The following is a 26,999-nucleotide window of genomic DNA, read 5'->3' on the forward strand; positions in this document are numbered from 1 at the left end:
CATCATTAGACTGACACTAGAATATAATTAGTTAACTTTGACGAACTGCCATTGTTGATTTAAGTTACCGCGGTATAGATTTTGTTGAATTAATGCACTATTAGCTGTAGATGAGTTTGCTACCTCAACAGCTTTATTGCTATTCGTATTAATTATACTCCAATAGCCATTGCTTAATTTAATGATACGGAAGCGCTGGGCAGTATTGGAGTAGTCCTGCATTAACTGTATTGCTTCCCCGTTGTTTATCGTACTATTGCGTACATCCATAACCTTACCGTCAGAGGAGCTTGCACTACTCAGTCTGTAAATGTTGTTGTGAGCGCCCATATCAGTAACAGCCCATTGCTGAGCAGTAGTACCAATATCAGTCCATTGCTGAAGCTGCAAATTGTTGGAGTTCTGACCATTAGGGACATCCAGTACTTTTCCAGATTGACGATTAACTAGCTTATAGGTTGAACCAGATTGAATACCATTCCAAATGCCATTCCAAGGGTTGAATTGTGCTCGTTCATAATACCATTCGAATAAGAAACGAGCCATGCCATCTCGTGCTGTGTTGCCATCATATAATAGACCTGCTGTTGGATCTGCAAAAGAGCTTCTCGCTCCAGGCTGTAGTAAAAATCCATTCATATGAACAGCGATGCTAACATTACCAGCCGCAGTAAATATAGCTTTTGTATTTTTACCAAATCCCTCATTGCTGCCATTGAATAAGCTCCAATATGAAGAGTCTCCAGGCAGTGTATTGAACCAAGTCGTTTCTGTAATATTGATAGGATAGTTGTCTGCGCAAGGCTTAATGTTCGTATCCCATTGCTGCTGCAAGAGTGTATAGTCATTGTTTGCGCCATAACCTGGATACCAGTGAACGGCGTAACCGATATTGTTCAGTGGGTCAGTTAACGGGTTGGTCGCACATAATTGGTAGTATTGATCCCAGCCAAGTCCAGCAGCCCATATTACATTATCTGCACCTTTGTTACGAATCGTATTAATCATAGAGTTTTGAAAATCTCGTAATGCATTCCAAAATGATACAAATTGAGAATCAGATGGATGTCCGCCCCAACGCCCATTAGCATAGGATAGCACCGGCTCATTAATTAACTCAAACATAACGTTATCTGCACTTTTAATAGCAGGCTGTGACGCGAGATAGCCCCAAATTTCATTGAATTTATCCAGATTAGATGGCGTGGTTGCTTGATTATCGGTTAAGGTGAAATCAAGACCAAGTGTTACGTACAGTCCTTTTGTTTTTGCATATTCGATATAAGGGATGATTACATTTTGTGTAACTGCTTGTAATCCGGAAAAACTGTATGTTCCAGCAGCAACATCACCCATATCCTCACGATCTATGAACAATCTAACCTGATTCATATACCAGCCATGACTATTCCCATATTTGTCAGAGGTATCGGTAAAAGTGTCTGTAATGTCCTTTAAGTACTCCAAAACCGCGGCATGTCGATTTCCATTATTGCGATCTAGATAGTAGTCACTGCTTTGATAAGTCCAATATGACCCAGATGGCTGATGCCATCCACTTAACAATACGGGCTGCCCGCTGCTGTTAACTAGCTGATTACCACTTACGTGCAGTTTGGACATTGGCATACCAGACCAAGCGTACACGGATAGATTGGTAGGTACAGCTAACGCCACTAATAAGGATAGCATTACAAATACTTTCAACAACCATCTTGCATTTTTCACTACGTATCAACTCCCAAATTAGATTTATGTTATCACTCCAATCACACCTAGGTAGATTGAATGAAATAACCGTAAGTATGTTGCAAGCTCAAATAGTTATAAAGCTCAGCAATAAATCAGTATAGGGTGAAAATTGAAAACGTTTTCAAATTGAGATTGAATATGACAAGACCATAAATACCTTGATCAATGAAAAATGAAAAGAAATTATAAACAACTATATTATCGCAACGTTTTCACCTAGCTACAACGATCCAATATTTACAATACATACTAATTTTTACTACTGTATCTAGTTACTTAACTCGTCACGAATACTTTGAAGATTAGCCAATGCATCGGGGTTGTTACGATCACGCGGCCCTCCATACCAAACACTGTCTTCATTTAAGCAATTCTTTCCTCAACAGGATAGTCATTTAACATTCAATAGAGTTACTAGAATAATTTTGTTTATACTCCATAAATGATTCTTAGTACCTTTCCATAATCGATTAAAAAGGATTAAAGGCATTGCCTACAAAACAATAAGTGGGCATACTGTATTCTATTTTGTATACTAGTAATGCAAAGCAGTAATAGCGTGAACTGAAGAAGGATGTTAGTCAATGGAAATGAAGAGGGTCATAAGTATAGATACCGATAGAAAATTTGCTTTAGTGTTATTATTGGTTGAGAGAACAGAAATACTGCCCGCATGTCTGGATACATGTGAGGCCTATGCGCTTAGGCCTCCTGATCAATTAGATGCTGGCTTTGTAGAGATACTTAAGCTATAAATCTACCATCTGTTTGTTCTCCATTAGTTGATATCGTTGATTAATAACATGTTGGTTCAAATGCAGGTCATTAATATAAGTCGCAATTTTCAATTGTACCATAAGATGAGTTCGTTTCCGGTGATATTTTCGGTAAATAAGAAATAAGGATGATGATAATGAAATTTCTGCATTTGGGGAAATATTATGACTTGCATGAGTTAATAGAGACTACAGATTTGAATGAAGAACAACTTAACATTAATCTTAAAAAGTTTTATTTTGCAAGCTGTAAGAAGGTTATTGCCGAGCGAATAAAAATATATCAACTACAATTAAAAGTAAAGCCAAAAAGCGTTGACATCGTAGAGTCTAGAACGAAATGGGGCAGCTGTAGCTCGGATAAAAAGTTAACCTTTAATTATCGCTTGGCAATGGCTCCAATTGAAGTGATTGATTATGTCATTATTCATGAACTTTGTCATCTAACGCATATGAATCATGATCGTTCATTTTGGAGACGAGTGGGAAGTGTTATGCGTGATTACAAAGATAAGGAACAGTTTTTGACGCAATACGGTCATCATATGACCTTTTGAATTAATGCAATGCTCAATGTTCAGAATGAGAATAATATACTCTGTAAAGATAAATATACATTGTTTTATGATTTATATTTATTGTTTTACGATAATAAATATGATATGATCACTTTGTTAATATTTTTTGTGAGGTGCTTATATGAAACATGTATCAACGTTGTTTTTGAAAATCGCAGTATTTCTATTAGGGATTCCCGTTCTTGTTATGTGTATCTTTCTAGTACCTGAGATTGGGAAAACGGTGGAACAAATTTTGCCTGACTATCCATATTTGAAGTATGTTGTGTACGTTCTCTTATACGCATCAGTGATTCCGTACTATCGTGCTTTGTACCAAGCATTTAAGCTACTTCGTAATATTGATAGAAATTTGGCTTTTTCGCAATTATCTGTTCGAGCTTTGAAGAAAATAAAGCATAATGCTGTTGCGATTATTGTATTACACGTATTAGTCTTTCCATTGTTTTTCCTTTTTGCAGAATTAGATGATGCACCTGGAGTCATATTTGTTGGAATGTTCGTTCCTGTGGGTGCGATGATCATAGCGGTATTTGCAGCGGTACTCCAAAGATTGCTACAAGAAGCAATCACCTACAAAGAAGAAAATGAACTTACGGTATGAGGTGAAGATATGGCGATTATCGTGAATATAGACGTGATGTTAGCGAAAAGAAAAATGAGTGTAACTGAACTTACCGATAAAGTTGGAATCACGATGGCAAATATTTCGATATTGAAAAATGGGAAGGCAAAAGCAATTAAGTTTTCTACGCTTGAAGCGATCTGTAAAGCGTTACAATGTCAACCGGGAGACATTCTAGCATATGAGAATACCGAGGAAACAAGTTCTTAAATACTGTAAGGAAGGAAATAGAGTTAATGTACTCTGTTACCTTCCTTTTTTTTTGTATACTTTTTCTCACTTAATATATCGTTAGTACCAATAATGTGTACCCACCAATTCAAAGTATACTATATCTATTGCGTAGTTTATTAGCTACGGCTCGAACCGTCTCGGGATGTGGAATCGTTATGTAAGAATGTTCTTGCTCATTATCATTTAAGCTGAATTCTGTCATAGTTTGAGATTGCGTTCGAGTAAGTGTATGTTTGATTGCATCAATGAAAATATGTATTGAATGTTCACCTAAATGAGCAAGCTCTTCCAGGCTGGCAGTACTTCCATCAGTTACTTGTGGATAAACTTCTAATGGAGAATCAAGTGCAGCCCGATCATAAAAGCCTCTCACAAATTGTGTCCGCGAAGCACCACTTCCACTAACAAGAATAAATGCCTGTACGCTGTATGCATGCAATTGTCGTCTTTGTGCAATTCCACAAAATTTGCGACCAGAAATACTCAGATCATAATCACCAGGACAAAATGCGCCTTGAATTTCTCCTTTATCTATAGACAAACCGGTAAATGATAATGCTTCACGAATAAGGGTATACATTTTTTCGAAGTCTTGGTGAAAATGCTGGCTCACAGCTGTAGTCTTTGGGAAAATAAGCGAAATATTGACTACCCCTAGATCAAGTGGTACGGCTGCTCCTCCAGAATTACGAACGATAGGAACAGCACCTTGAGTCTCGAGCCATTGGATCGCTTGAACGACACTAGGCAAGCGACTATCGCGTTGTCCTAATATAAAAGCATTAGGATGTCTCCATATATGACAAAAGCTTGTATTACGTAATTGAGCTTCCTTACAAAGAAGTTCATCTAACGCAAAGGCATATAGAGGATCGCTTTCGAATAATTCATCACTACGATCGATGATTTGTATGGAGTTGGCCCAGGCCATAGTTTCGTCATTGAACATTTCATAAACTCCTTTTTAAGATTTACGAGTTATACGTGTTGTCTCTTTATTATTATAAATGCTAATAGTAGAATAGTCATACGATATTAATGGGGAATAAGTGTGAAAGTAAAAACTAAACCTTAAAAAGGGCCTGACTCAACTTGAGCCAGACCCTTCAATTTGCTACACTCTAATGTTCTGCAGGATTAACAAGTGCATGTTTTTCCCATTTTCTACTTTTCCATCTAATCGACATAATTACTGCTCTTGCCCATTCATCAGCAGCTATAGCCAGCCAAATGCCTGCGAGTCCCATATCGAGATGGAATACAAACCAGTAACCTAGAGGTAAGCTCATTCCGACCATTGTAAACATGCCGACCCAAAGTGGGAATTTGGCATCACCAGATGCTCGTAATGAATTTACTAATATAATATTAATCGTTCTTCCTGTTTCTAGAACGATACTTAGAAGCAACACATTAGCACCAAGTTTAATGATATCCGGATTGTCTGTGAACATCGACATTAACGGGAATCGGAATACGATAACGACTACAACCATTACTAATGTAGCGATACTTGCAGAGATGACGCTTTTCCATACTCTTCGATAAGCATCATCCTGTCGTCCTGCTCCGATGAAACGTCCGACAATAATAGAAGTACCGATTCCAATCGCGAAGGCAAATAAATAGATAAACATAGAAATGTTACCCGCATATTGTTTTGCTGCCATCGATGCATCGCCTAGGAAAGTAATATAAAAAAGGAAAATAATTTGACAAGTTTGATACATAACCTGTTCTAAAGCAGCAGGAATTCCGACGCTTAATATTTTGGAAATATAGGCTTTTGATAATGAGAAATAATGTTTGAATTCAATTCGTACTTCCATAATACGATACAGTAACCAGAAGAATACGATAATAGCTAATCCACGACTCAATACAGAGGAAATAGCAGCACCTTCTACGCCTAATGCAGGCATACCGAAATGTCCGAATATTAATGCATAGTTGGCAAAGATATGAACGATATTCATTCCGAGAGATACGAGCATCGCTTGCTTCGTATAGCCATGTACGCGAATGATCGCGGCAAGTGAATTAATAATTGCTTGCAGGAAAATACCGCCACCGACTATTGCAAGATATTTTTTGGCATTGTCGAGTATTTCACCTTGAAGATTTAACGCTGAAAGCAAATGCTCCCCCATTAATACAAATACGATACTAATAATTAAACCGACGACCAGATTAAGTGTTACAGCAAGAGCGGAAATTCGCGATGCTTCCAAAAATCTTCGTGATCCAATATATTGAGCAATGACGATCGATGCTCCATTACCAATAACTTCGAGTATCAGAATGGCGATATGAATCAATTGGTTTGCTGCTCCTACGCCTGATACTGCGTCATCCGATATTTCACTGAGCATAAGTGTATCCACAATGCCCATAAGCATAAATAGGAAAAGCTCTAGAAAAATTGGCCATGTTAAGTAGAAGAGATTGAATTCTTTGTTATCTTTCCCTTTATTAACATTTATTGGCTTGATGTTGTCTGTTGTCATTAATAACCTCTCTTCTTCTCCAATCAATAAGCCAAGAGGTATCTTAGCACAGTTAACTATGTATTTCATTAAAAATAATAGATTAACAGAAAAAAAATGTTTGCTTTTAACGAATAGATGAAGTTGTTGGTCAATCCATAAAGCGACTATTGGTGAGTGACATGGAATCTGTTACAATAAAGAAAGCAAAAGAAATCGCTAATTAGGCTAAGTAGCTAAGTTGGTAGATCTCATAACGGAGTGATAAGTTGAGTAAGGGCAAAGGCGGTACTGGTCAAGGAACTGGGAAAAAAGGGTGGAATCGTTGGCAGACAGCGGAAAGAAAAGCTGCGAACACACCAAAACCATATAAGAGTAAAGGTACAAAAAAACCAAAACCAACTTCTACTCCTTAAGTCAGTGTAGTTATCTCTCAATCATAAGATTGGGAGATTTTCTTATATTGGACAAATTAGATGTTGGCTAGTAGACTTAATATAACTAACTATATAAGAGGTGTTTAGCATGTATCGAAATATTGCAGATTTTCTAGAGGATTGGAAGGCATCATCTAATGGAACATTACAGGTGATTCAAGCTATTACGGATGACAAATTAGCTCAGTCTATAGTGGAAGGTCATAGCTCACTTGGCTGGTTAGCATGGCACTTAGCAAGTTCGACTGGATTTTTCGGTGGGGTAGTAGGTTTAAAGAACATTCCGGCACCAGGTCGTGGCGAATCCGTTCCTACAAATGTAGCTGATATCGCCGCTCGATATGAGCAGGTTGTTCAAGCAATTAGTGAGCAAGCTAGTCAATTAACAGAAGCGCAGCTTATTGAAGAAATTCAAGGCTTCGCCGGCCCGACAACTAGAGGGAAGCTACTTAGAGCACTAATCGATCATCAAACGCATCATCGTGGTCAGATGACAGTGCTGTTACGACAAGCTGGTCTTACAGTTCCTGGAGTTATGGGTCCTACGAAGGAAATGTCCAAAGCATAATTCTATATTTATAAGTAACACAATAAAAAACTTACAAGCATAAAGTACAAAATGCTTGTAAGTTTTTTTGTTGTAACAGGCTATAATGTTGCTGACAAAGCAATCAAAAAATGCAATTATTCATTATTCACTTTTTTGATAAATAAAGATAGGACCAGCCCGATACATGCCAGAATTAATCCGAAAATAAAGGCATCTTGAACCCCAGCCGTTAAGCCAGCGGCATTGGCCAATTGATCAGAAGGATCAGCAACATCCTTCATATAATTATCTTTAGATGCTGACATAATCGTCATGGCAATAGCAGTACCAACAGCCCCTGATACTTGTTGTAATGTATTCATAATCGCAGTTCCGTCTGGATATAGATTTTTCGGCAGCTGATTAAGACCATTCGTTTGCGCGGGCATCATGACCATAGATATCCCGACCATTAGAAATACATGCATAAGGACAATGATAATAACTGATGTTTCTGTAGAAAGATTAGCTAGACAGAATAACATCACAATCATAATAGTGAATCCAGGGATAACAAGTCCTCTAGGACCATATTTATCAAATATACGACCAGTGATTGGAGACATTAAGCCGTTGAATACGCCACCAGGTAGAAGGACAAGACCAGCAGAGAAGGCAGCTAGCAGTAGACCCGTTTGCAAATACATTGGCAATAAAATTGCGGACGACATAATGATCATGAAAGTTAAGAAAACAGCTAATAATCCTAGAGTAAACATAGGGTATTTAAATACTCGTAAATCAATCATTGGCTTGTCCATCTTGAATTGTCTAACTGAGAATAATAATAAAGAAACAAGGCCAATGATAATTGTAGAAATTACGGTCAGACTTCCCCAGCCGCTCTCGCCAGCACTGCTAAAACCATACACAAATCCACCAAAACCAATTGTTGAAAGTATTATAGAAAGAATATCAATTTTCGGTTTAGTAATGGTTGAAACATTTTGCATATATTTCAATCCAGACAGCAATGCCAGAACAAAGAACGGAAGTGAAATCCAGAAGATCCAATTCCAACTAAGGTTCTCGATAATTAATCCAGAGATGGATGGACCAATCGCTGGAGCGAACATAATAACGAGCCCCATTAAGCCCATCGTTGCACCACGTTTGTTGATTGGATATATGACAAGAATTGTATTGAACATAAGTGGCAATAGCAACGCTGTTCCGATTGCCTGAATAACGCGAGCAATCATAAGTATAGCAAAGCTTGGTGCTAACGCTGCGACTAACGTTCCGATAATAGAGAACACTAATGAGCTAACAAATAATTGGCGAGTCGTAAACCACTGTAGTAAAAGTCCAGATACTGGGACAAGTATACCCAAAGTTAACAGATAGCCTGTTGTAAGCCATTGTACGGTAGAGTAGCTAATTCCAAATAATGCGGTTAAATCTCCTAAAGCCATATTCAACGCAGTTTCACTGAATAACCCAATGAACCCTGCAATCAAAAATGAAATCAAAATAGGCGCTGTTCTAATATTTTGCTGCTGTTGTATTGCACTTGCTGTCATTATATTTCCTCCTACAACTTTTCATATCTCTTTGAGCAGCTTCTCTGTGATGAAAAGTAGCTTCGAAAGCATAAACTTAACTTTTCATATCTCTTTGATTGACTACTTAATCATTTCTTGTTAATAATAGAGGGATTTTTTCGGATATGATTTTCAGCGTTTCCCCACTGTGTGTTGTTTGAGAAAAAAGTATCCCACCTTCAATTAAGGCATTGATTACAATACTTAATTCTTTAGATTGTTGCTTACTATAGCCTGATTCATACAATTTTATCACAAATAATGATTGCCAAGTTTCGAGAACGGATTGGCATACTTTTCGAATCGGCTCACAAGTAGAATAAGTTTCAGCGGCTATTGTTCCGATCGGTACCCCTAATAAATTATCCGATTCTGAGAAAATCTCAGAGAGTTTGATAATATGAGCTTGTATCGCTTCTATTGGATCCTCAATTTTATTAAAGGTTTCCTGAATGTAGTTGATTACCATCTCTTTGGTATGGTTGATTGCTGCGATGGCTAATTCTTCTTTACCATTAGGAAAGTAATGATATAGTGAGCCTTTTGGTACACCACATTCATTCAAAATGTCTTTTAAACCAACGCCATAATATCCACGGATTCGAAACAACTTGGATGCAGCTTCGATTAGAAGTTCACGAGAATTTCGCTTTACAGTCATTTTTGAATAGTCCTTTCTAAAGATTATATAAACCGGTCTACTAATACTAATTTAATTTACTTTAGTTGTCAAAGGAAAAATCGCCTAGTGATTGAATCCACTGGGCGATTATGAATCTAATATTTTCAGGATGTTCTCTTTTTTGAAATAGCTCTCCATAATATCCATGTTATGAGGGACGTAATGAGTAGCACTATTCCTAATAATAAGACTACCCAATAATTCTCTAGCCAGTTCGAACTCAATAACTCATTCAAGATTTGAATATCTTCAGATGCTTCCGATAGTAGAATATTACCGCTGCATAAACCAGTTGCATATTGATCGTTATGATAAATAGCATAGACTAAATAACTGTTTCCAACTATAAAAGATGATCCACACATTGCTGGTGAATGACCAGCGTGGACATATCCGTCAGGCAATTCACCCTTCCAAATTTTATCAACATCAAATATAAACCCACCTTGAAAATCCTGATCAATGGCTGTTCCAGTAAAAATGGTATCGTAAAGTTCAGCCTTCTCTTCAGTCGTACTTAAATTGCACGAGCATGCGGACACTTTATCTGAGCCTACGATACTTCCGCTTAGTAAAATACTGATCATTAGAACAATATTAAGGAATCGTTTCAATATATGTTTACCTCCATTCAGAAAATATATATAGTTAAGTATATATCTGTTAAACTTTATGTAAATAGCGTTGTCACTAAAACAATTTTATTTGTATTGAATAATCATAAAACTATCCGCATTGTGCTATACTATAGCAACAAAATAATGTAATCAAGAGGAGCAGTACTTTGATTAAAATAGTAGTAAAACCATTCGATCAAGAAATACAAAATATGCTAAGTGAAATGTTAGATACATACCATGCAGGCGAATTAAGCAGGAAGGACCTATCGGAATTACCGAAAGATATTCATATTATTGAAGTAGACGATACTATGGTTGGCTATGCTGTTATGTGGGAGTACAAACGTGGCAATCAACTAATTAATAAAGCAGAAAAAGATTATTTCAACGCCGATGAGAAGTATTTGGAAAAAGATTTCTATGTCGATATAAGTGATCAAGCAGATTTCATTTTCATTGAGGCGTTAGATATCATGAAAGATTATGAAGGCAATGGATATGCAGCTTTCTACATTAACTGGTTGAAAGAGAATTATGCTAAGAAGAAACTATATGTATACTCCTTGGACAAAACAAGAAACTTCTGGTACAAACAAGGCTTTGAAACGATTGGAAGTACAGTATGGATGACATATAACTAGCTCAATATTACAATTGAGCAGTTGTACGGGTAGAGAAGATATGAAAGAGAAGTATGTGGTCTATCAATCTGTGGATCAATATGGATTTTATCCAGGCGCTAATGGGATTAAAACATTTAAGAGATAGAAAATGGAGTACCTCCCCAAATCTCGAATTATGCATTATGAGATTGATTGACGTAATGTTAAATATGGATTATCCTCACTGAACTTTACCATTCACAGCTTTTTGGGGGTTTATCCAACTTAATACCTAATCTCTTAGTAAAAAAGTTTCGATTAATGGATGAAATGAAGGTGTTTTCATTCTATAAACGAATATAGGGTTATTAGGATGTATATATTTAACATTACGGTCAACGAAGGGAAATGTTTACATGAAGAAAAAAATAAGTTCATTTTATTATCTGCTTCTAGCAATAGCGATCATGAGCGGTTCAATGGTAGTACCGGGTGGGAAACTGCAAGCAGCCAACTATGATAAAACTTATATCGATCAGATAGAGGAAAAGTATCAGGCGCTTGAAGATAAATTCACGAAGCAATACAAAGACGATTTTAAAAAAGAAGAAAGTAATTATGAACAATTTTTACAGAAATCGTCCGATGAGCAGAAGTTATTAGAAAAATTGTTAAATGAAGATATAAGCTATTTAGAGGAAGTTTTTAATGCGGACTATAAAAAACTTGAAGCTAAATACGGGGCAGTAAATTCATATAATACAAAGCTTAATCAATACAAAAATCAAATTAATCCTGATTATTCTACGGGAGCTATGTGGAAGTATAGTAAGGCAAGCGATAAAGACTATTCCACTAGCTTGCACTGGAAATTAAAAACTCAGATCAATCCTGATTACAGTACGAGTTTAATGTGGAAATATAAAAATGAGGTTAACCCAAGTTATTCCACTAGCACAATGTGGAAATATGCTAATACTGTTAATCCGAGCTACTCAACTAGTTTAATGTGGAAGCTTCGCAATGAAAGCAACCCTGATTATTCAACGAGCACGATGTGGAGCTATAAGCGTGAATACACCACCCTTGAAAACACGAAGAAGAGTATCGAAAGCATTTTAAAGAAGGGTGACGAGGAATTGCAAGAAGCACGCAATTCTGCGATAAATACAATCCAGAAGCTAAGAAATCGTACAATTAGTGATGTCGAGGATTTGCGCGATGAAACAGTGAATAAACTTATAAAGCAGCGCACAACAAGCTTGGAAGATATATCTTCTCTAAGGGACAGCTTATTTGGAAGCGGGATTCAGTTAAAGCCATTATACATCAGCTTTAACTCGATCAAAGTATTTATCGATGGGGAGCTGCAGCAATTCGAGCAATCGCCAATTATTATAAAAGGAAATACGTTAGTTCCTATGAGAGCAATTTTCGAGCGACTAGGAGCAACAATTGAATGGAATCAGAAGCAGCAGTCGGTACTGGCAACGAAAGGGGATACGACGATCAATTTGAAGATCGGAAGTACTCTCGTTCTGAAAAACGGCCAAGAGATTAAGCTTGCTGTTCCAGCGCAAACGACGAATTCCTATACGATGGTACCTCTTCGTTTTATTAGCGAGGCATTAGGTGCTGAAGTCAAATGGAACGGTGATACACAAACTATTACAATTACTACTCAATAGTTTGTATGTTGATACAACTATTTAACTCTAATATTCGCTCGGACACGATGGTTCTTTATGAAGAGAACCTTCGTGTTTTTTATTGGAAAGTTTTCATAGTCAAATTTTGAAAATAAGTATATATTAAAAGTTATAAAGTGAAAAAATGTATAAAAAAGAAAGATAATGAAGCTTGCTTAATTATGAGAACATGATCTGCATATTCTGCTCATAAATTTACTAAGAGATGCAAATGCTAATCATATTAATGTGAGCGTGTAATAGTTATTGTGGGAGGGTTTATGAAAAAAGAAGGCTTATTAAAAAAAGGGAATAAATCAGCATTAACTGCTGCAATTGTTAACACAATTATTTCGATTATTAAAGGTATTGCGTTCACGATGACTGGAAATGTAGCAATGTTTGCGGAAACGATGCATTCACTTGGCGATGCAGCAAATCAATTTTTTGTATACATTGGTAGTGCATTAAGTAAAAAAATGCCGACAGATCGATATCCGAATGGTTTTGGACGATTAGTTAATTTGGTATTACTCGGAGCAGTTCTTATTGTTGGAATTATGAGTTATGAAGCAATTAAAGAAGGATATCATCATATTCTCCATCCTGTAGCGTCTACCGGGAAATCGATCGTTATTAATCTAATCGTACTAGGCATCGCTGTAATATTAGAAGCTATCGTTATGTATAAAGCAATGAAGGAAGTACTACATGAAGTTAATGTGAAAGCGAAAGGATTATTCGGTATTGTTTCGAAAAGCTTTGCTAATGTAGGTCGTTCAAAGCCTGCAACTAAGCTGGTATTTATGGAGGATCTAGTTGCTACAATTGGTGGTATTATAGCGATTATCGGTATATTGCTTTCATATTTCGCTGGCTGGCATGCATCAGAAGGTGTCGCATCCATTATTATCGGGCTAATGATGTTCTATGTTGTTGGTAAAGTATTTTTAGATAATGCCAAAGGTGTTCTAAGTGAAGCGGATGATGAGATGGAGGCTATTATAGCTGAATATATTTTCACTAATCCAGAAATCAAAAATATTCGTGCTTTATTCGCAATGAAAGAAGGCGAAGATTATCATATTGAAATGAAACTTGAGATAGATTTAACCGTTTCTTTAGCCGAAGCGATTGCAATTAAAAATCGAATAGAAAATAAAATACATGCAATGAATGGTGTATCAGATGTTATTATTGAATTCGAAGAACATGACGGTGCCGTGTCATGGACGAATACGATTCCTGCGAAGTAATGGAGGGATTTGCATGACATAAGCAACAGTAAGAGATGAACTTCTACAGCAGCTTGGCAAGCATACCGCAGGTAAAGGCTGTGTTTACATTAATAAAGTAGCTGATATTGATATCGAAGTGCTACAACAATTTATTAAGGAATCGGTTAGTTATTTACGAACAACGTACCGTAGCAATAACAAATAAGGGATGCTTCAATACAAAGAGGCACCTTACTCATTTCAATTATGAAATGAGTAAGGTGCCTTCTATTAGTTTACTTCCGTGTCCATTATTAGTGTATGCTGCAACGGCTATAAATATTCCGGAGTATTAGTAATTAATGTTATGAAGTTGCATTTTCTTCGCCTTCAATTTTCGCGAGAGCTTCTTCACTAACATCAACACGTTTCACAAAGAAAGTAAGAGCAAAGGCAACAAGTGTAGTAAATGTTGCAATCAAGAATGTATATTGGATACCTTCAAGTGTTGCGAGCCTAGAGATATTAGCCATTTCGTCTTGAGCAAGTGTAGTTGGATCAATACCAGCTAGTTGTTCTGCTGCACTTTTGTTTGCATGTGAGGTCATAATACTTACAAAGATAGCTGTTCCAATTGCTCCAGCTACTTGTTGAATGGTGTTATTAACAGCTGTACCATGTGGATTGAGTCGAGTTGGTAATTGATTCAATCCATTGGTCATAATCGGCATCATTATCATGGAAATACCAAGCATACGTACACAGTAAATTAACACGATATGTGCATTCGATGTTTCAAGATCAAAGAATGTCATTTGATATGTTGCGATAGTTGTAATACCAAGACCAATGATACCAAGCATACGTGGTCCGAATTTATCGAATAATTTACCAGTAATAGGAGACATGATCCCCATAATAACTGCACCTGGTAGCATCATTAATCCAGAATCAAGAGGTGAAATTCCTTTCACTGTTTGCATATAAGCTGGAGTAAGGATCATTCCAGAGAATAAAGCAGCAGCGTTCACGACTGAAATAACGTTACCTAGTGCAAACATTGGATATTTGTACACAGATAAATTCAATAGTGGTTGTTTAGATCGTAATTGTCGTAGTACGAATAATATTATTAATACAGCACCGACAACAATTGTTGTAATAACTATAGGATCTTTCCATCCATCTTTACTTGAACTTACAGAACTGAAACCATAAAGTAAACTTCCGAATCCTAGCGTAGAAAACACAACGGATAAGTAATCGAGTGAAGCTTTTCTCGTTGGCATAACATTTTGCAGTTTGAAGATGGCAAGAACAAGAGCAATAATAGAAAATGGTAAGATCATTTCAAACAGAACACGCCAATCGTAATATTCAACAATATATCCTGATAATGTTGGTCCAAGAGCAGGGGCAACGAACATTACAAGACCGAATACGCCCATAGCGGCACCACGCTTCTCACGCGGGAAGCTTATTAACATGACATTCATTAATAATGGTGACATAACAGATGAACCCGCAGCTTGGATCATACGACCTGTTAATAATATTCCGAAGTTAGGTGCGATTGCAGAAACAGCCGTACCAATTGTAAATAGCGTCATTGCGGTAATGAATAGAGCACGGTTAGTAAATCTTGTAAGTAAGAATGCAGATACTGGAATAAGTACACCACTGACTAGCATATAGCCAGTTGTAAGCCATTGTACGGTAGTATAAGTTTCCATTCCAAAGTCGACCATTATTGTTGGTAATGCAACGTTCATTAATGAGTTATTCAGAAAAGAAACGAAAGCTCCAAAAAACAATATAGCAAGCATAAAATAAGGGGGTTTCTTTAACTGTTGTAAATGTTGACTCATCTTATTGTTTTCTCCTATCTTTTAGATCTAAAATTTTTAGTTACTTAACGATTTTATATCATGGGTACAATAATTACAAGTTTTTTGTACTCGTGGTTCAAAATCCTTGTGCAATGAACGATATAAAGGTTATACTTATCGTAATACAGTTAAACTTTGCATATGCTTTCGAGGCTATATTAAGCTCGTAGGCACTATTTCGGCAGGTTAGCGAAAAAAATTAGGAGGCACTACATGAATAAGCGAAAGAAAATGGTAGTCGAGCATGCTCAGGCGCTTTTTTTAGAAAAAGGCATTCAAATGACGTCCATCCAAGATATTATAGAGCGCGCAGGTATTTCTAAAGGAACGTTCTATAATTATTTTTCTTCCAAAAATGAATGTGTAAGTGCCATTTTACAACAAATTAGAAGTGAAGCAAGCTTGCTTCAAAGCGAACTTCAACTAGGTAAGGATCCAAAGGATATTAATTTACTTATCGAACAGACTTCTATTATTATTCGTATTAATGAAAAGCGTGGTTTAAGTGCCATATTCGAAGAACTTCTTCATTCTGGAGATAGCGATTTGAAAAAGCTTGTCCTTAATTACAAAATGGTTGAACTAGAGTGGTTAGCTAATCGATTAGTAGAAATATTTGGAGAGGGATTAAGACCCCATGCATTCGAAGCTGCTGTTATTTGCAATGGTATGCAGCAGCACTTATTATTCACTGGGAAATTCATCAATCAACGTGGATTAAATGTTAATACAGTTGCTGTATCAGTATACCAATATATGAAGATTATTATTAATTGCTTAATAAATGAAAATACTGCAGTACTCGATACTGAAAAATTAGTATTGTTGAAAGTATCGTTGAACCAAGATAAAATTCAGCGTGAAGAAGTATTATTACTTTATGATGATTTGATACAAAATTTCAAATTAACTAAACCACAATTAGATTTAGCTTCTTCTTTACGATTTGAAATTGAACAAGAGCCATTACGAGATGCAGTTATTAGTGCATTGCTACAGCCATTTCTCGATTCCTTCAAAGGAAGCGTATTATATAACCAAGCAAGAGAAATTATGAGTGAAACTTGGCATTTTCAAAAACGGTAAGCAATGAATGAAAGCGACTATAAATGTAAACTCGAAAAAGCATCCTTCCGATGATCGAACAATTTCGCGATCATTCGAAAGATGCTTTTATTGTATTGTTTAATCTTTATTTGATTCTGTACCAGTACGGATATTGTTCAAGATAACCTAGCTTCTTATACAAATGAAGTGCAGAGGGATTATCTAATAGCACTTGTATATAGCTTGTAAGTGCACCAGTGTGCATACCAGTGTTCAATAGCTTTGTAATAAGTGCTCCAGCAATTCCTTTATTGCGATGATGCTCGGCTGTAACGACGTTATACAAGCTTATATATTGATTATCAACAACTGCTAATCCAACAGCTACGACCTCATCGTTCAAGATGCAGCTACTACATATAATATCACCTTGTATGGCTGCCATCATATCAATAATAGTTGGAATTAAGTGCTCCGATGTGCCGCTGAGCTGACAATATTGCTCGATCCATTTAATAGAGATATGTTGGAGCAAAGAGAAATGTACATTATCAGATGTTTGCAGAGAGGACATATCAAGCGGTTGAAAATCATCTAATGACATCGCCATCACTAATGAAGCATCTTGCTTGATATAGTTAAGTTGCTCCAATGCATCATCAAGATTAGGCTCAGAAAATGGAGTTAGCTTAAATATTGTCGGCTGCTGGATCGCATCATAATACTGTTCACACTGAGCGATTTTCTCAGATATATTTTCATTACCGCCAGGCAATGTACTTACACAGTTAGCTCGCTTGGTAAATCCATTAGCTGTACGAAGTTTCCAACCATCGATTTCTTTCGTATGCAGTGCAGGCCAATGATTAAGGCTCAACGATTCAATATGTTCCAATTGTAAAACCATATAGGTCACGCTCCTTCTATCCATGTATAATCATACAATATTATGTATAAGTATTCAATAGGCATAATAAATATGCATCCAATCATCATGAAAGGATGCACATTTATTATAGTTTTCTCCAACTCTGCAAATGTTCCTGGCTAAGTAAAGTGTTAATACTCTAATTGTGCGCGAACGAGAGGGATTACTTTAGTTGCTAATAATTCAAGACTTGTCGCAGCAAGATCGTATGGTAAGCCACCAATATCAAGCTGAGCCATAAATCTAGTATGACCAAACAGTTTGTGCTGATATAATATTTTATTAGCAATTTGTTCTGGACTGCCAACAAAGAGTGGCGCTTGTGCCGAGGTCATATCCTCATATTGCTGGCGTGTATACGAATCGCTTTTACCTAGCTGTGCATTAACATAGTTTTTGTAATTCGCGTAGTAGGGGAAATATTGTTCTTTCGCCTCTTCACCATTTGCTGCAATGAATGTATGCCCTGTTACAGCAATTCGCATCTCATCGTTCGATTTTCCTAATTGTAAAGCAGTGTCTCGATAGGTATCTACAAGTGGTTGGAAAGAAGTGACTTCACCGCCAAGGATGGCGAGCGTCATACCATAACCATATTTTGCAGCACGCTGTGCACTTGAGATACTACCTCCAACACCAATCCATAAAGGTATTTCTGCCTGCAGAGGACGTGGAGCAATTTCAGCATTATGTAGGGAAGGACGGAAATGCCCCTCCCAATCTATACGTTCATTCTTATTGAGTAGAAGAAACAGTTCTGTATTCTCTGCAAATAGTTCATCATAATCGTCTGGATTGTAGCCGAACAGTGGAAACGATTCGAAAAATGCGCCACGACCTGCAATAATTTCTGCTCGTCCATTAGAAATCAAATCGAGAGTAGCATAATCCTCATATAGACGAACAGGGTCAATCGTACTAATAACCGTCGTGGCGCTTGTAAGACGAATTTGCTTCGTTGCCTGGGCAATCGCTCCAAGTGTAACGGCAGTTGATGATATAGCGTAATCCAGTCGATGATGTTCGCCAAGCCCAAAGACATCCAATTCTAGCTGGTCCGCTAATTGTGCTAATTTTATTATTTCAGCAACTCTTGCTCTAGCACTAATCATCTCACCGGTATGTGGATCTTGACCTAGGTCAGCTAAAGTATATATGCCAAATTGAAATGGTTGATGTGTCATTAAGAACCTCCGTCTTCGCTTACATTTCTCTTATTAATAAAAACATAATTGGTAAGAAGAAGCAACTTGCACTCAAGTAACGCCACAAAGACGCTGCCGAAAACAGCGTCTTTGTATTAGTGGTAAGTAGCTAAAGTGCAAGTAATATTTCTTGAGCTATTACTCATTCGCTGAGAGCATCTAGTCCATAATTGAAGCTTAATTCTTCGCATTCAAGAGACGCTTCTTCCAATAAATCGGTAAATGCACAATAATCTATAGTACTTTCATCATCATTGATCCAAATAATCGTTAATGGAAGCTCAATATAGCCTGTTAAGCAGTCCCAGAGCGCATCAAGATTACGTCCATATGTAGTGGGTAAATCTAACTTCTCTGCTAACCAGACATGAACGTCATCATAGCGCTTAGCATCACTCGTTCGCAATTCAATAACGCCGCGCATCACTGTTTGTCCTCCTCAGTAATATTGGTAAAGCTAGCATAATGATCGGTTGTCATGTAGATGAGTCCATCATTAGAGAATACAATGCGATCGGCATTACGACGACCGCCTGCATAGTTGATATCTGCTTCAATCCATATTCGTCCATCCGCTTTTGGTAATAACCTTTCTCGATTTCCAAACTTGTCGCCACCAATGCTCATATGAGGAGCAACATCTTGCAGATTACCTTTAGAAGCAACCCAACCTAGTGCTTCCGCATCTTTTTTCTTGATAAAGTTAGAAGGTAGTTCTCCATTATCTCGTATATAAGCAGCAACATCTTCGAAGCTAGTTAAGGGCGATGTAGTTGAATCTTCATTAACTAATAATTCACTGCAGCCAGCTAGTAATAGACATGATGTGAAGAAGAGCAATGAGAGTGAAAATAGTAGTTTATTGCCTATTGATTGTAATAATTTTGTCAACATAAAAGTTATCGCTCCGATCAGTATTGTATGGTCAAGTTAAGTATAAGCGATCGTTTTAAGCAAGGCAAAAAAGGATATAAATTATACCGATAAAGCCATATTTTTTTTGCGAGTTCCATAGTATGATGTTATCAATAGCACGCAGAGAAAAAGGATCCAATTACAGTATAAGTTCAATCATACAACAAGGTTTAGCGGCTAAAGGAGCTAATGATTATGGAGTGGAGTATAAAGCAATTTTCACAATTATCAAATGTGGAAGTATATGAAATAATAAAATTGCGTACGGATGTATTCGTTGTTGAACAACAAAGCATATATTCGGATTGTGATAATAAGGATCTTGAGGCCTATCATTTGCAGCTAAGAGATGCAGCGGGACGGCTGGTGGGATATTTGAGAATACTGAATCAAGGTGTAAGCTACCCAACTTATTCGATTGGTCGCGTCATTATTACTTCAGCACTAAGAGGATCGGGTTTTGGAGAACAAATGCTACAGCGAGCCATCGCATTTGTGACGTCTCATTGGCACGGAGACGTCATTACGATTTCAGCCCAGCAACAATTAACACGCTTTTATGAGCGAGTTGGCTTTGCGGTAGAGTCACAGCCGTATATAGAAGATGGAATCTATCATATACAAATGCGTTTGGAGCTTAATGACCAATCATAATTGACCTACTCAGGAGGGTTTGCACATGCGCTTTTCATTGAAACCGCAAGCAGCTAAATTTAAGTCTCCATACCGCCAAGGGATGGAAATGGCAGTAATTGAAGGAATATGGGCAATGCTATTGCTTACAATGCTTTCAGGCCCGTTTTTAACGCTACCCGAAAGAATTCTCCATCCTCAAAAATTAATGAAGGGCTGATAAGTCCAATTTTAGGTGGGAGATGAATTTCGGTTTGGAGATAGACAAAAAGATTTTGCATTACATTTTCGGCTCAGATATAATCAGTCTTATAAAGAGTAAAGGATGTTATATCAATGAAGTTAGAGAGTAATAATCATTCAGTGTTCTTATTATATTACCATCTTGTTTTAGTTGTGAAATATAGGAAAAATGTATTTGATGATAACATATCGGACTATGCGAAAGACATGTTTGTACGAATATCTGAAAACTATAACATCACATTAGTAGAATGGAAACATGATGTTGACCTTGTTCATATTTCATTCAAAGCACATCCGAATACAGAAATGACAAAATTTATCAATGCGTACAAGAGTGCCAGTTCTCGATTGATTAAAAAAGACTTTCCACAAGTGAAAAGACAGCTTTGGAAAGAGATGTTTTGGTCAAGAAGTTTTTGTTTAGTTACGACGGGCGGTTCAACCATAGACGTAGTGAAAAAATATATCGAAAGTCAAGGTGAAAAGTGAGGTGAAATGATATGGCGAAGCACCATAAAGCATACAAGTTCCGTTTGTATCCAACAGAAGAACAAGCGCTTCTTATGCGTAAAACCTTCGGTTGTGTCAGATTCGTATACAACAAAATGTTAGCAGAACGTAAAGAAATCTACGAGAAATATAAAGACGATAAGGATCAACGAAAGAAACAAAAGCTTCCAACTCCTGCGAAATATAAAGTAGAATTTGAGTGGTTGAAAGAAGTAGATTCCCTCGCCTTAGCCAATGCTCAACTCCATTTGCAAACTTCATATCAGAATTTCTTTCGTGGTCAGAATGCCTTTCCTACGTTCAAGAACAAAAAGGATAGAAAGTCGTATACAACCAATCTTGTAAACGGAAACATTATGCTATTTGCCCGTCATATCAAATTACCAAAGCTAAAGATGGTACGGATCAAACAACATAGAGAAATACCGAGTCACCATACCATGAAGTCTTGCACGATCTCCATGACCGCTACGGGCAAGTATTATATATCGATCCTGACGGAGTATGAGCAGGAAATCGTGCCAAAAGAGGTAGAATCCGTTGTAGGTTTAGATTTTTCTATGTCTGAATTGTACGTTAGTAGTGAAGGTGAGAAAGCCAATTACCCTCGTTTCTATCGTCAAATGTTAGAACAATTAGCAAAATCACAACGCGTTCTATCCAGAAGAACAAAAGGCTCTGTACGTTGGAATAACCAACGTAAAACCGTAGCGAAGTTACATGAAAAGGTAGCAAACCAACGCAAGAATTTCTTACATCACAAGTCAAAAGAATTAGCTACAGCGTTTGATTTAGTAGCGATCGAAGACTTGAACATGAAAGGAATGTCACAGGCCCTTCACTTTGGTAAAAGTGTGGCGGACAATGGTTGGGGTATGTTCACCACTTTCTTAACCTACAAATTACAAGCACAAGGAAAACAACTGATCAAAATAGACAAATGGTATCCATCCACAAAGACATGCAGTCATTGTGGCCATATCAAAGAGATGTCATTGTCTGAACGCGTATATACCTGTCCATGTGGTGCAAATCTGGATAGAGATTATAACGCTGCCATCAATATCAAACATGAAGGCATGCGCTTATTCGCGTGAACTTAAATAGAATGAAAGAACCTTTGGAACAAGGGTGTTAGCTCGGCGGTCGAAGACTAATTCGTTAGCTACTAAAAGTAACGATTAACCGAGAAGCCCCCACTTCAAGACCTGTACAGGGGTAAGTGGTGGGAGTAGTTCACCAGCGTATTTACTATATCTTGGGGCAAACTCTCAACAAATTGGTCTTGTGCTAATAATTATTTTTATTTGTCTTGGATTTGAGCTAGGCAGCTATAACCAACAAATTTTTATTTTTATGATTGGTTCCTCGCCGAAAGCTGAACGCCCTATTTATATTGCAGTTTTCTCCGCAATTACTGGCTTAGCTGGTTTTCTTGGACCAACAATTGGTGGAACCGTTTTCAAAGAGTTGAAGGTTTTTCCGCTTTGGATTCAACAGTATGGCTTATTTCTCATGCTCGGAATGGTACTGCTTGTACTCGGAACAGTCGTAGCTCCATTAGCATTTCATAGGCCTCATAAACAGCACTAATTTGCTATATATGATAAAAATAGATAAAATATAATGAATGAATATGTATCGAGATATGTGCAAAAGCGAAAGGGAGAATGAAGATGAAAAAAGCAATACATACGGAGCAAGCGCCACAAGCGATTGGACCATACTCACAGGCGGTACAGGTAGGTAATCTACTGTTCACGTCTGGTCAATTAGGAATGGACCCTGTTAACAATATTTTCCCAGCTACTGCTGCCCAGCAAGCAAAGCAATCTCTTGAAAATGTGCAAGCGATCGTTGAAGCTGCTGGAGCTACAATGAGTGGAATTGTTAAGACTACAGTATTCTTGAAAGATATGAACGACTTTGCTTCTGTCAATGAAGTTTACGCGAGCTTTTTCGAACAACCTTATCCGGCACGCAGTGCTGTTGAAGTTGCAAGATTACCGAAAGATGCACTTGTAGAAATTGAAGTAATCGTTCAATTATAATAGATAGGCCTATGCACTACCCGAAGCTCTAGAAATCCTTATAGATCAATGTGTTATCTGTAGATGATGACATTGGATTATAAGGATTTTTTTTGCATTAAATGCATATAAATCTATCATTACTATTGACGTTAACTATCGTTAGTTTAATATAGTTATATAACCTATTTATAGGAAGTGGGGATGGTTTGAAATCAACAATTAGAAGAACATTCATTATTGTCAATATTATACTGCTATTTATCGTTTTTTTCAGTTATCAACTTCACGGATTTCAAAAAGTAGAAACGATTATGTTAGATATTAATATGAAGCAATCCGCAAGTCATGATCCTGATCCTCATATTGTCGTTGTTGCCGTTGATAATGAATCTATTGAAGCGTTGGGACAATTTCCTTGGGATCGCGCTGTATATGCTTCGTTTCTCGAAATGGTGAATCAAGATGGCTTTGAACCAGCAGCTATCGCATTTGATATTACATTTAGTGATGCAAGTAATGAAGAAAGCGATACCATATTTGCAGAAGCTCTCGCTTCATATGATAATGTCATCTTGCCGATGGTCGGTGTTACGACAGGTGATGTATTTCAAACATCGGTAGTTCATAAAGATCAATATTTACAAACGACTCATGTATTTTATCCATTTGATCTGTTAGCACAATACACACATCATGCTCACATTAATCGTGTCGTTAGCCATGACGGGGTCATAAGACAAGCATGGTTGAAGATTCAAGCCCCTGATGGAACGATAATTCCTTCATTAGCCTACAAGGCGGTAGAAATGACAGGTGCGGATCTCTCTTTCTACGATGAATATACAGATCGTAAGAAAACAAGTGATCCTATTGCGAAAAATACGATGACGATTGCTTATGATTTGGTTACGGATGATTATTTAACCGTGCCATTTGTTAATGTTCTTTATGGAGACATACCTCCGGAAACATTCCAAAATGCAATTGTATTTGTGGGTGCCACGGCAACGGGTGTTTCAGGTGATAGCGGACAAGATTCCGGACCAACACCACTTGAGCGTGATACAAAGCTAGTCTATGTTCATGCGAATATTGCTAATCAATTGCTGCAAGGCAGTTATATTCAATATGCTCCTAACGTAGTGGAACTAATTTTAATCGCGATTGCCTACATATTGTTCATGTTATTGCCTTGGCGCTTCAAGAACCTATACACATTTAGTATGGTCATACTGAGTATAGTTATCATTTATTTTGCTCAGCAATATAGCTATCAACAATTGAACTATCACATTAGTATCGTATATTTGTTGGAAGCTATGCTGATTGCTTATGTTTTTAATGTATCCTTGAAGTCATATATGGAACAATCTCAGAAAAACTTTGTTACAAGGCAGTTTGGAAGATACATCTCGCCTGATCTAGTAAAGGATATTGTGAAACAAGGAATGGATATTCAAATTGGCGGGATATCAAAGCGAATTACAATTTTATTCCTTGATATTCGCGGCTTTACTTCACTTTCTGAGCAATTAACTCCTGCTGAAGTTGTTGATGTATTGAATACGAAATTTACGATGATTACAAAAACTGCATTAGAGAACAACGGTACGATTGATAAATTTATCGGTGATGCCGCCATGATTCTGTTCAATGCGCCACTTGATGTCGCTGATCATGAAAAAATGGCTGTGTTAACGGCATATCAAATCCAACAAAATATGAATCCGATACGTGAGCAATTACTAGAAAAATACGGCGTTGAAGTTAATATTGGTATTGGGATTCATACTGGTAATGTCGTTATTGGAAACATCGGCTCTTATTTACGAATGGATTATACAGCCATTGGTGATAGCGTTAATATTGCTTCTCGGATTGAGTCTGGTACTGTTGCAGGCCAAATTATGGTATCAGAGGAGGTTTATAAGGCGACCAGTAATAGCTTCGAATATGGCGATGGAGTTGAGAAAATGTTCAAAGGAAAATCACAGCCAATCGCCATTTATGAATTATTGAAGCTGAAATAAGATTGAGAAATGAGAGCTAGATTACTGAAATGCAGTATGTGAATCTGTATAGTTACTAGTAGAGTAAACTTATGCCATGAAAAATTTCATTAGGAAGAGTAATAAAATTGAAAAAATATAAGGTTGGTGAATGAGATGAAACATCAGATTTTGAAGAAATATATCGTGATCGCATCTGTATGCCTGATGGCTGTGGCTACACCATCTGTTGTGCAAGGTGAGGGTGTGCTCGATCGTAAGCAAGGATTACTAGAATTACGCACAATCGTAGGACAATCAAAAGAAGATTTTAACGATGGTTCCACTGCAGACGCATCACTATTCTATCCGACTTCAATACTGCAGCAGCCAGATGGTAGTTTACTAATTAGTGATAGCAAAAATCATAAAATTAGATTACTAGCTAACGATCAGTTGACAACTTTAAGTGGTCATATTGTAGATTTTGATGAATCCTCGATGCCGATAGGTAGCTATGGGGACGGCGCTATTGATATAGCAATGTATCAATCACCTGGTGGACTTGCGATGGACGTCCAAGGTCAAATCTATGTTGCTGATACAAATAATCATAGTATTCGCCTTATAACTAAGGAGGGTACGGTAACAACCATTGCTGGTTCATGGGAGCCTGGTGATCAAGATGGGCAAGGTTCAGCAGCAGGTTTCTATTATCCATCGGATGTTGCTATCGATAGTCAAGGTAACGTCTATGTTGCAGATACGCTTAATCATCTTATTCGTAAAATAGATACGAAGGGCAATGTTACAACTTTGAATAAGGTATCGGACAGAGTAGTTGAATATTTCCCTGGTGTACTAGAGTATGGTGGGAATTTTGCAGATGGTTCTTTGGCTGAAGCTATGTTCAATGAGCCTACTGGTCTAGCTATAGATGATCAAGATAATCTATATGTTAGTGATAGGGGAAATCAACGTATACGTTATATCGATTTTGCTACGAATACGGTATCGACAGTAGCGGGCAATGGCATATATGATAGCAACGAGCTGTACATGGAAGGAGCTTATGTTGACGGAGCAGTATCCGTTGCGCGTCTATCCTCTCCAGCGGGTATTACGGTAACACAATCAGGTGTAGTGCTTGTTGCAGATACACTTAATCATGTCGTTCGTGCGATTCATAATGGAAATGTAACTACGGTGGCTGGTATTGGTGAGGAATATGGCTTCGCTGATGGCATACTTTCTTCGGCAGCATTGAATGAGCCTACCGATGTCATCGAATTAGCCAATGGAGATATCGCGATTGCTGATTCATCTAACAATAGAATAAGAGTCGTTCAATCTTATATTATTCCAGAAATAGTAGATCAAGCTGGCCTCATTCATATTATTGTAAATAACGAACTGCTAGAAACCGATGTTGCTCCAATGATCGAAAAAAATCGCACGTATGTACCATTGAGAGCAATCGTTACGAAGCTCGGTTTGAATATCAACTATTTGGCAGAGTCAAAGCAATATGAAGTTATCGTTGATGAGAATTTGACCTATACATTCTCTTCATCAAGTAATCGAGTGATAAAGCTTGAAAATGGTGTGAGCAGTGAATTACTTATGGACAATTCCGTTATGTTAACAGAAGGTCGATTATTAATACCAGTGAGATTCTTTGCAGAGCAGCTTGGATATGATGTGCAGTGGGATCAAGCGAATAGTAACGTTGTTATAAGACATAAAATATTCAACCCATAATGTGCGAAGGAGGA

Annotated in this window: 28 protein-coding genes and 2 pseudogenes; 19 read left to right on the plus strand and 11 right to left on the minus strand. The window is 37.3% G+C overall.

Annotated elements, in window-relative coordinates:
- Nucleotides 1–27: 27 nt before the first annotated feature.
- Nucleotides 28–1,728 (minus strand): RICIN domain-containing protein, encoded by a 1,701-nt coding sequence (locus tag AC1TPB_RS15985; protein WP_482077419.1) that lies wholly within the window; start codon nt 1,726–1,728, stop codon nt 28–30.
- A gap of 608 nt (nt 1,729–2,336) precedes the next feature.
- On the opposite strand from AC1TPB_RS15985, the gene AC1TPB_RS15990 reads away from it, so the two are divergent.
- The 4 genes and pseudogenes from AC1TPB_RS15990 (at nt 2,337) to AC1TPB_RS16005 (ending at nt 3,941) form a co-directional block, all read left to right on the plus strand.
- Complete coding sequence (locus AC1TPB_RS15990; protein ID WP_482077420.1) at nt 2,337–2,507, plus strand: hypothetical protein; 171 nt, start codon at nt 2,337–2,339, stop codon at nt 2,505–2,507.
- 161 nt (nt 2,508–2,668) lie between these two features.
- A pseudogene (locus AC1TPB_RS15995) lies at nt 2,669–3,085 on the plus strand (M48 family metallopeptidase); the annotation flags it as partial.
- 142 nt (nt 3,086–3,227) lie between these two features.
- Nucleotides 3,228–3,710, plus strand: a complete 483-nt coding sequence (locus AC1TPB_RS16000; RefSeq protein ID WP_482077421.1) for a DUF2975 domain-containing protein — start codon at nt 3,228–3,230, stop codon at nt 3,708–3,710.
- A 9-nt stretch (nt 3,711–3,719) separates the two neighbouring features.
- Complete coding sequence (locus tag AC1TPB_RS16005) at nt 3,720–3,941, plus strand: helix-turn-helix domain-containing protein (RefSeq protein ID WP_482077422.1); 222 nt, start codon at nt 3,720–3,722, stop codon at nt 3,939–3,941.
- A gap of 109 nt (nt 3,942–4,050) precedes the next feature.
- Here AC1TPB_RS16005 and AC1TPB_RS16010 read toward each other — a convergent pair whose 3' ends face one another.
- Nucleotides 4,051–4,914 carry a lipoate--protein ligase family protein gene (locus AC1TPB_RS16010; RefSeq protein WP_482077423.1) on the minus strand — a complete coding sequence of 288 codons (864 nt, stop codon included), beginning with the start codon at nt 4,912–4,914 and terminating at the stop codon, nt 4,051–4,053.
- 172 nt (nt 4,915–5,086) lie between these two features.
- Entirely contained in the window at nt 5,087–6,472 is a 1,386-nt protein-coding gene (locus tag AC1TPB_RS16015) for an MATE family efflux transporter (RefSeq protein WP_482062273.1), read from the minus strand.
- A 248-nt stretch (nt 6,473–6,720) separates the two neighbouring features.
- Here AC1TPB_RS16015 and AC1TPB_RS16020 point away from each other — a divergent pair, with 248 nt between their 5' ends.
- A complete protein-coding gene (locus tag AC1TPB_RS16020) occupies nt 6,721–6,867 on the plus strand; it encodes a DUF3934 family protein (RefSeq protein WP_482062274.1) in 147 nt (48 codons plus the stop codon).
- Between the two features lie 109 nt (nt 6,868–6,976).
- Nucleotides 6,977–7,456, plus strand: a complete 480-nt coding sequence (locus AC1TPB_RS16025) for a DinB family protein (RefSeq protein ID WP_482077424.1) — start codon at nt 6,977–6,979, stop codon at nt 7,454–7,456.
- Between the two features lie 116 nt (nt 7,457–7,572).
- Here the strand turns inward: AC1TPB_RS16025 and AC1TPB_RS16030 are convergent, their stop codons facing one another.
- From AC1TPB_RS16030 to AC1TPB_RS16040, 3 genes are all read right to left on the minus strand, one after another.
- Nucleotides 7,573–9,003, minus strand: a complete 1,431-nt coding sequence (locus AC1TPB_RS16030; protein ID WP_482077511.1) for a DHA2 family efflux MFS transporter permease subunit — start codon at nt 9,001–9,003, stop codon at nt 7,573–7,575.
- Nucleotides 9,004–9,106: 103 nt separating this feature from the next.
- Nucleotides 9,107–9,682 (minus strand): TetR/AcrR family transcriptional regulator, encoded by a 576-nt coding sequence (locus AC1TPB_RS16035; RefSeq protein ID WP_482077425.1) that lies wholly within the window; start codon nt 9,680–9,682, stop codon nt 9,107–9,109.
- 125 nt (nt 9,683–9,807) lie between these two features.
- Complete coding sequence (locus AC1TPB_RS16040; RefSeq protein ID WP_482077426.1) at nt 9,808–10,317, minus strand: hypothetical protein; 510 nt, start codon at nt 10,315–10,317, stop codon at nt 9,808–9,810.
- Nucleotides 10,318–10,487: 170 nt separating this feature from the next.
- Here AC1TPB_RS16040 and AC1TPB_RS16045 point away from each other — a divergent pair, with 170 nt between their 5' ends.
- The 4 genes and pseudogenes from AC1TPB_RS16045 to AC1TPB_RS16060 form a co-directional block, all read left to right on the plus strand.
- Entirely contained in the window at nt 10,488–10,964 is a 477-nt protein-coding gene (locus AC1TPB_RS16045) for a GNAT family N-acetyltransferase (protein ID WP_482077427.1), read from the plus strand.
- 377 nt (nt 10,965–11,341) lie between these two features.
- Nucleotides 11,342–12,613 carry a stalk domain-containing protein gene (locus AC1TPB_RS16050; protein WP_482077428.1) on the plus strand — a complete coding sequence of 424 codons (1,272 nt, stop codon included), beginning with the start codon at nt 11,342–11,344 and terminating at the stop codon, nt 12,611–12,613.
- Nucleotides 12,614–12,894: 281 nt separating this feature from the next.
- A complete protein-coding gene (locus tag AC1TPB_RS16055) occupies nt 12,895–13,869 on the plus strand; it encodes a cation diffusion facilitator family transporter (protein WP_482077429.1) in 975 nt (324 codons plus the stop codon).
- A 31-nt stretch (nt 13,870–13,900) separates the two neighbouring features.
- A pseudogene (locus AC1TPB_RS16060) lies at nt 13,901–14,056 on the plus strand (DUF1801 domain-containing protein); the annotation flags it as partial.
- Between the two features lie 139 nt (nt 14,057–14,195).
- Here the strand turns inward: AC1TPB_RS16060 and AC1TPB_RS16065 are convergent.
- The gene (locus tag AC1TPB_RS16065; protein WP_482077430.1) at nt 14,196–15,698 is read right to left on the minus strand and encodes a DHA2 family efflux MFS transporter permease subunit; all 1,503 of its coding nucleotides are present in this window, start codon (nt 15,696–15,698) and stop codon (nt 14,196–14,198) included.
- 234 nt (nt 15,699–15,932) lie between these two features.
- Here AC1TPB_RS16065 and AC1TPB_RS16070 point away from each other — a divergent pair, with 234 nt between their 5' ends.
- Entirely contained in the window at nt 15,933–16,805 is an 873-nt protein-coding gene (locus AC1TPB_RS16070; RefSeq protein WP_482077431.1) for a TetR/AcrR family transcriptional regulator, read from the plus strand.
- 106 nt (nt 16,806–16,911) lie between these two features.
- Here the strand turns inward: AC1TPB_RS16070 and AC1TPB_RS16075 are convergent, their stop codons facing one another.
- From AC1TPB_RS16075 to AC1TPB_RS16090, 4 genes are all read right to left on the minus strand, one after another.
- Complete coding sequence (locus AC1TPB_RS16075) at nt 16,912–17,673, minus strand: GNAT family N-acetyltransferase (protein ID WP_482077432.1); 762 nt, start codon at nt 17,671–17,673, stop codon at nt 16,912–16,914.
- A 152-nt stretch (nt 17,674–17,825) separates the two neighbouring features.
- A complete protein-coding gene (locus tag AC1TPB_RS16080; RefSeq protein WP_482077433.1) occupies nt 17,826–18,878 on the minus strand; it encodes an LLM class flavin-dependent oxidoreductase in 1,053 nt (350 codons plus the stop codon).
- A 163-nt stretch (nt 18,879–19,041) separates the two neighbouring features.
- Nucleotides 19,042–19,323 carry a barstar family protein gene (locus AC1TPB_RS16085; protein WP_482062497.1) on the minus strand — a complete coding sequence of 94 codons (282 nt, stop codon included), beginning with the start codon at nt 19,321–19,323 and terminating at the stop codon, nt 19,042–19,044.
- Complete coding sequence (locus tag AC1TPB_RS16090) at nt 19,323–19,793, minus strand: ribonuclease domain-containing protein (RefSeq protein ID WP_482077434.1); 471 nt, start codon at nt 19,791–19,793, stop codon at nt 19,323–19,325. The genes AC1TPB_RS16085 and AC1TPB_RS16090 overlap by 1 nt, the downstream gene beginning before the upstream one ends.
- A 216-nt stretch (nt 19,794–20,009) precedes the next feature.
- On the opposite strand from AC1TPB_RS16090, the gene AC1TPB_RS16095 reads away from it, so the two are divergent.
- The 8 genes from AC1TPB_RS16095 to AC1TPB_RS16130 all read left to right on the plus strand — a co-directional run bounded on the left by AC1TPB_RS16095 (nt 20,010) and on the right by AC1TPB_RS16130 (nt 26,985).
- Nucleotides 20,010–20,468, plus strand: a complete 459-nt coding sequence (locus tag AC1TPB_RS16095) for a GNAT family N-acetyltransferase (protein WP_482077435.1) — start codon at nt 20,010–20,012, stop codon at nt 20,466–20,468.
- Nucleotides 20,469–20,493: 25 nt separating this feature from the next.
- On the plus strand, nt 20,494–20,667 hold the full coding sequence (locus tag AC1TPB_RS16100) for a hypothetical protein (RefSeq protein ID WP_482077436.1): 174 nt from the start codon (nt 20,494–20,496) through the stop codon (nt 20,665–20,667).
- A gap of 116 nt (nt 20,668–20,783) precedes the next feature.
- Nucleotides 20,784–21,182, plus strand: coding sequence for an IS200/IS605 family transposase (gene tnpA / locus AC1TPB_RS16105; RefSeq protein WP_482077437.1), 399 nt, complete (start codon nt 20,784–20,786; stop codon nt 21,180–21,182).
- A gap of 11 nt (nt 21,183–21,193) precedes the next feature.
- On the plus strand, nt 21,194–22,300 hold the full coding sequence (locus AC1TPB_RS16110; RefSeq protein WP_482077438.1) for an RNA-guided endonuclease TnpB family protein: 1,107 nt from the start codon (nt 21,194–21,196) through the stop codon (nt 22,298–22,300).
- 190 nt (nt 22,301–22,490) lie between these two features.
- Nucleotides 22,491–22,796 carry a hypothetical protein gene (locus AC1TPB_RS16115; RefSeq protein WP_482077439.1) on the plus strand — a complete coding sequence of 102 codons (306 nt, stop codon included), beginning with the start codon at nt 22,491–22,493 and terminating at the stop codon, nt 22,794–22,796.
- 83 nt (nt 22,797–22,879) lie between these two features.
- Nucleotides 22,880–23,254: a RidA family protein gene (locus AC1TPB_RS16120; protein ID WP_482062294.1), complete on the plus strand. Its 375-nt coding sequence runs from the start codon at nt 22,880–22,882 to the stop codon at nt 23,252–23,254.
- A 188-nt stretch (nt 23,255–23,442) separates the two neighbouring features.
- Nucleotides 23,443–25,266 carry a CHASE2 domain-containing protein gene (locus AC1TPB_RS16125; RefSeq protein WP_482077440.1) on the plus strand — a complete coding sequence of 608 codons (1,824 nt, stop codon included), beginning with the start codon at nt 23,443–23,445 and terminating at the stop codon, nt 25,264–25,266.
- A gap of 135 nt (nt 25,267–25,401) precedes the next feature.
- Nucleotides 25,402–26,985 carry a stalk domain-containing protein gene (locus tag AC1TPB_RS16130; protein WP_482077441.1) on the plus strand — a complete coding sequence of 528 codons (1,584 nt, stop codon included), beginning with the start codon at nt 25,402–25,404 and terminating at the stop codon, nt 26,983–26,985.
- Nucleotides 26,986–26,999: the final 14 nt, after the last annotated feature.

The organism is Paenibacillus sp. Y951, assembly GCF_056786395.1.

Bases quoted from the DNA above. Each gene is read 5' to 3' on its own strand.
- AC1TPB_RS15990 (WP_482077420.1), top strand. From the start codon at position 2,337: ATGGAAATGAAGAGGGTCATAAGTATAGATACCGATAGAAAATTTGCT.
- AC1TPB_RS16000 (WP_482077421.1), top strand. From the start codon at position 3,228: ATGAAACATGTATCAACGTTGTTTTTGAAAATCGCAGTATTTCTATTA.
- AC1TPB_RS16005 (WP_482077422.1), top strand. From the start codon at position 3,720: ATGGCGATTATCGTGAATATAGACGTGATGTTAGCGAAAAGAAAAATG.
- AC1TPB_RS16010 (WP_482077423.1), bottom strand. From the start codon at position 4,914: ATGTTCAATGACGAAACTATGGCCTGGGCCAACTCCATACAAATCATC.
- AC1TPB_RS16015 (WP_482062273.1), bottom strand. From the start codon at position 6,472: ATGACAACAGACAACATCAAGCCAATAAATGTTAATAAAGGGAAAGAT.
- AC1TPB_RS16025 (WP_482077424.1), top strand. From the start codon at position 6,977: ATGTATCGAAATATTGCAGATTTTCTAGAGGATTGGAAGGCATCATCT.
- AC1TPB_RS16035 (WP_482077425.1), bottom strand. From the start codon at position 9,682: ATGACTGTAAAGCGAAATTCTCGTGAACTTCTAATCGAAGCTGCATCC.
- AC1TPB_RS16050 (WP_482077428.1), top strand. From the start codon at position 11,342: ATGAAGAAAAAAATAAGTTCATTTTATTATCTGCTTCTAGCAATAGCG.
- AC1TPB_RS16055 (WP_482077429.1), top strand. From the start codon at position 12,895: ATGAAAAAAGAAGGCTTATTAAAAAAAGGGAATAAATCAGCATTAACT.
- AC1TPB_RS16065 (WP_482077430.1), bottom strand. From the start codon at position 15,698: ATGAGTCAACATTTACAACAGTTAAAGAAACCCCCTTATTTTATGCTT.
- AC1TPB_RS16070 (WP_482077431.1), top strand. From the start codon at position 15,933: ATGAATAAGCGAAAGAAAATGGTAGTCGAGCATGCTCAGGCGCTTTTT.
- AC1TPB_RS16075 (WP_482077432.1), bottom strand. From the start codon at position 17,673: ATGGTTTTACAATTGGAACATATTGAATCGTTGAGCCTTAATCATTGG.
- AC1TPB_RS16080 (WP_482077433.1), bottom strand. From the start codon at position 18,878: ATGACACATCAACCATTTCAATTTGGCATATATACTTTAGCTGACCTA.
- AC1TPB_RS16085 (WP_482062497.1), bottom strand. From the start codon at position 19,323: ATGCGCGGCGTTATTGAATTGCGAACGAGTGATGCTAAGCGCTATGAT.
- AC1TPB_RS16090 (WP_482077434.1), bottom strand. From the start codon at position 19,793: ATGTTGACAAAATTATTACAATCAATAGGCAATAAACTACTATTTTCA.
- AC1TPB_RS16095 (WP_482077435.1), top strand. From the start codon at position 20,010: ATGGAGTGGAGTATAAAGCAATTTTCACAATTATCAAATGTGGAAGTA.
- AC1TPB_RS16100 (WP_482077436.1), top strand. From the start codon at position 20,494: ATGCGCTTTTCATTGAAACCGCAAGCAGCTAAATTTAAGTCTCCATAC.
- tnpA (WP_482077437.1), top strand. From the start codon at position 20,784: ATGAAGTTAGAGAGTAATAATCATTCAGTGTTCTTATTATATTACCAT.
- AC1TPB_RS16110 (WP_482077438.1), top strand. From the start codon at position 21,194: ATGGCGAAGCACCATAAAGCATACAAGTTCCGTTTGTATCCAACAGAA.
- AC1TPB_RS16120 (WP_482062294.1), top strand. From the start codon at position 22,880: ATGAAAAAAGCAATACATACGGAGCAAGCGCCACAAGCGATTGGACCA.
- AC1TPB_RS16130 (WP_482077441.1), top strand. From the start codon at position 25,402: ATGAAACATCAGATTTTGAAGAAATATATCGTGATCGCATCTGTATGC.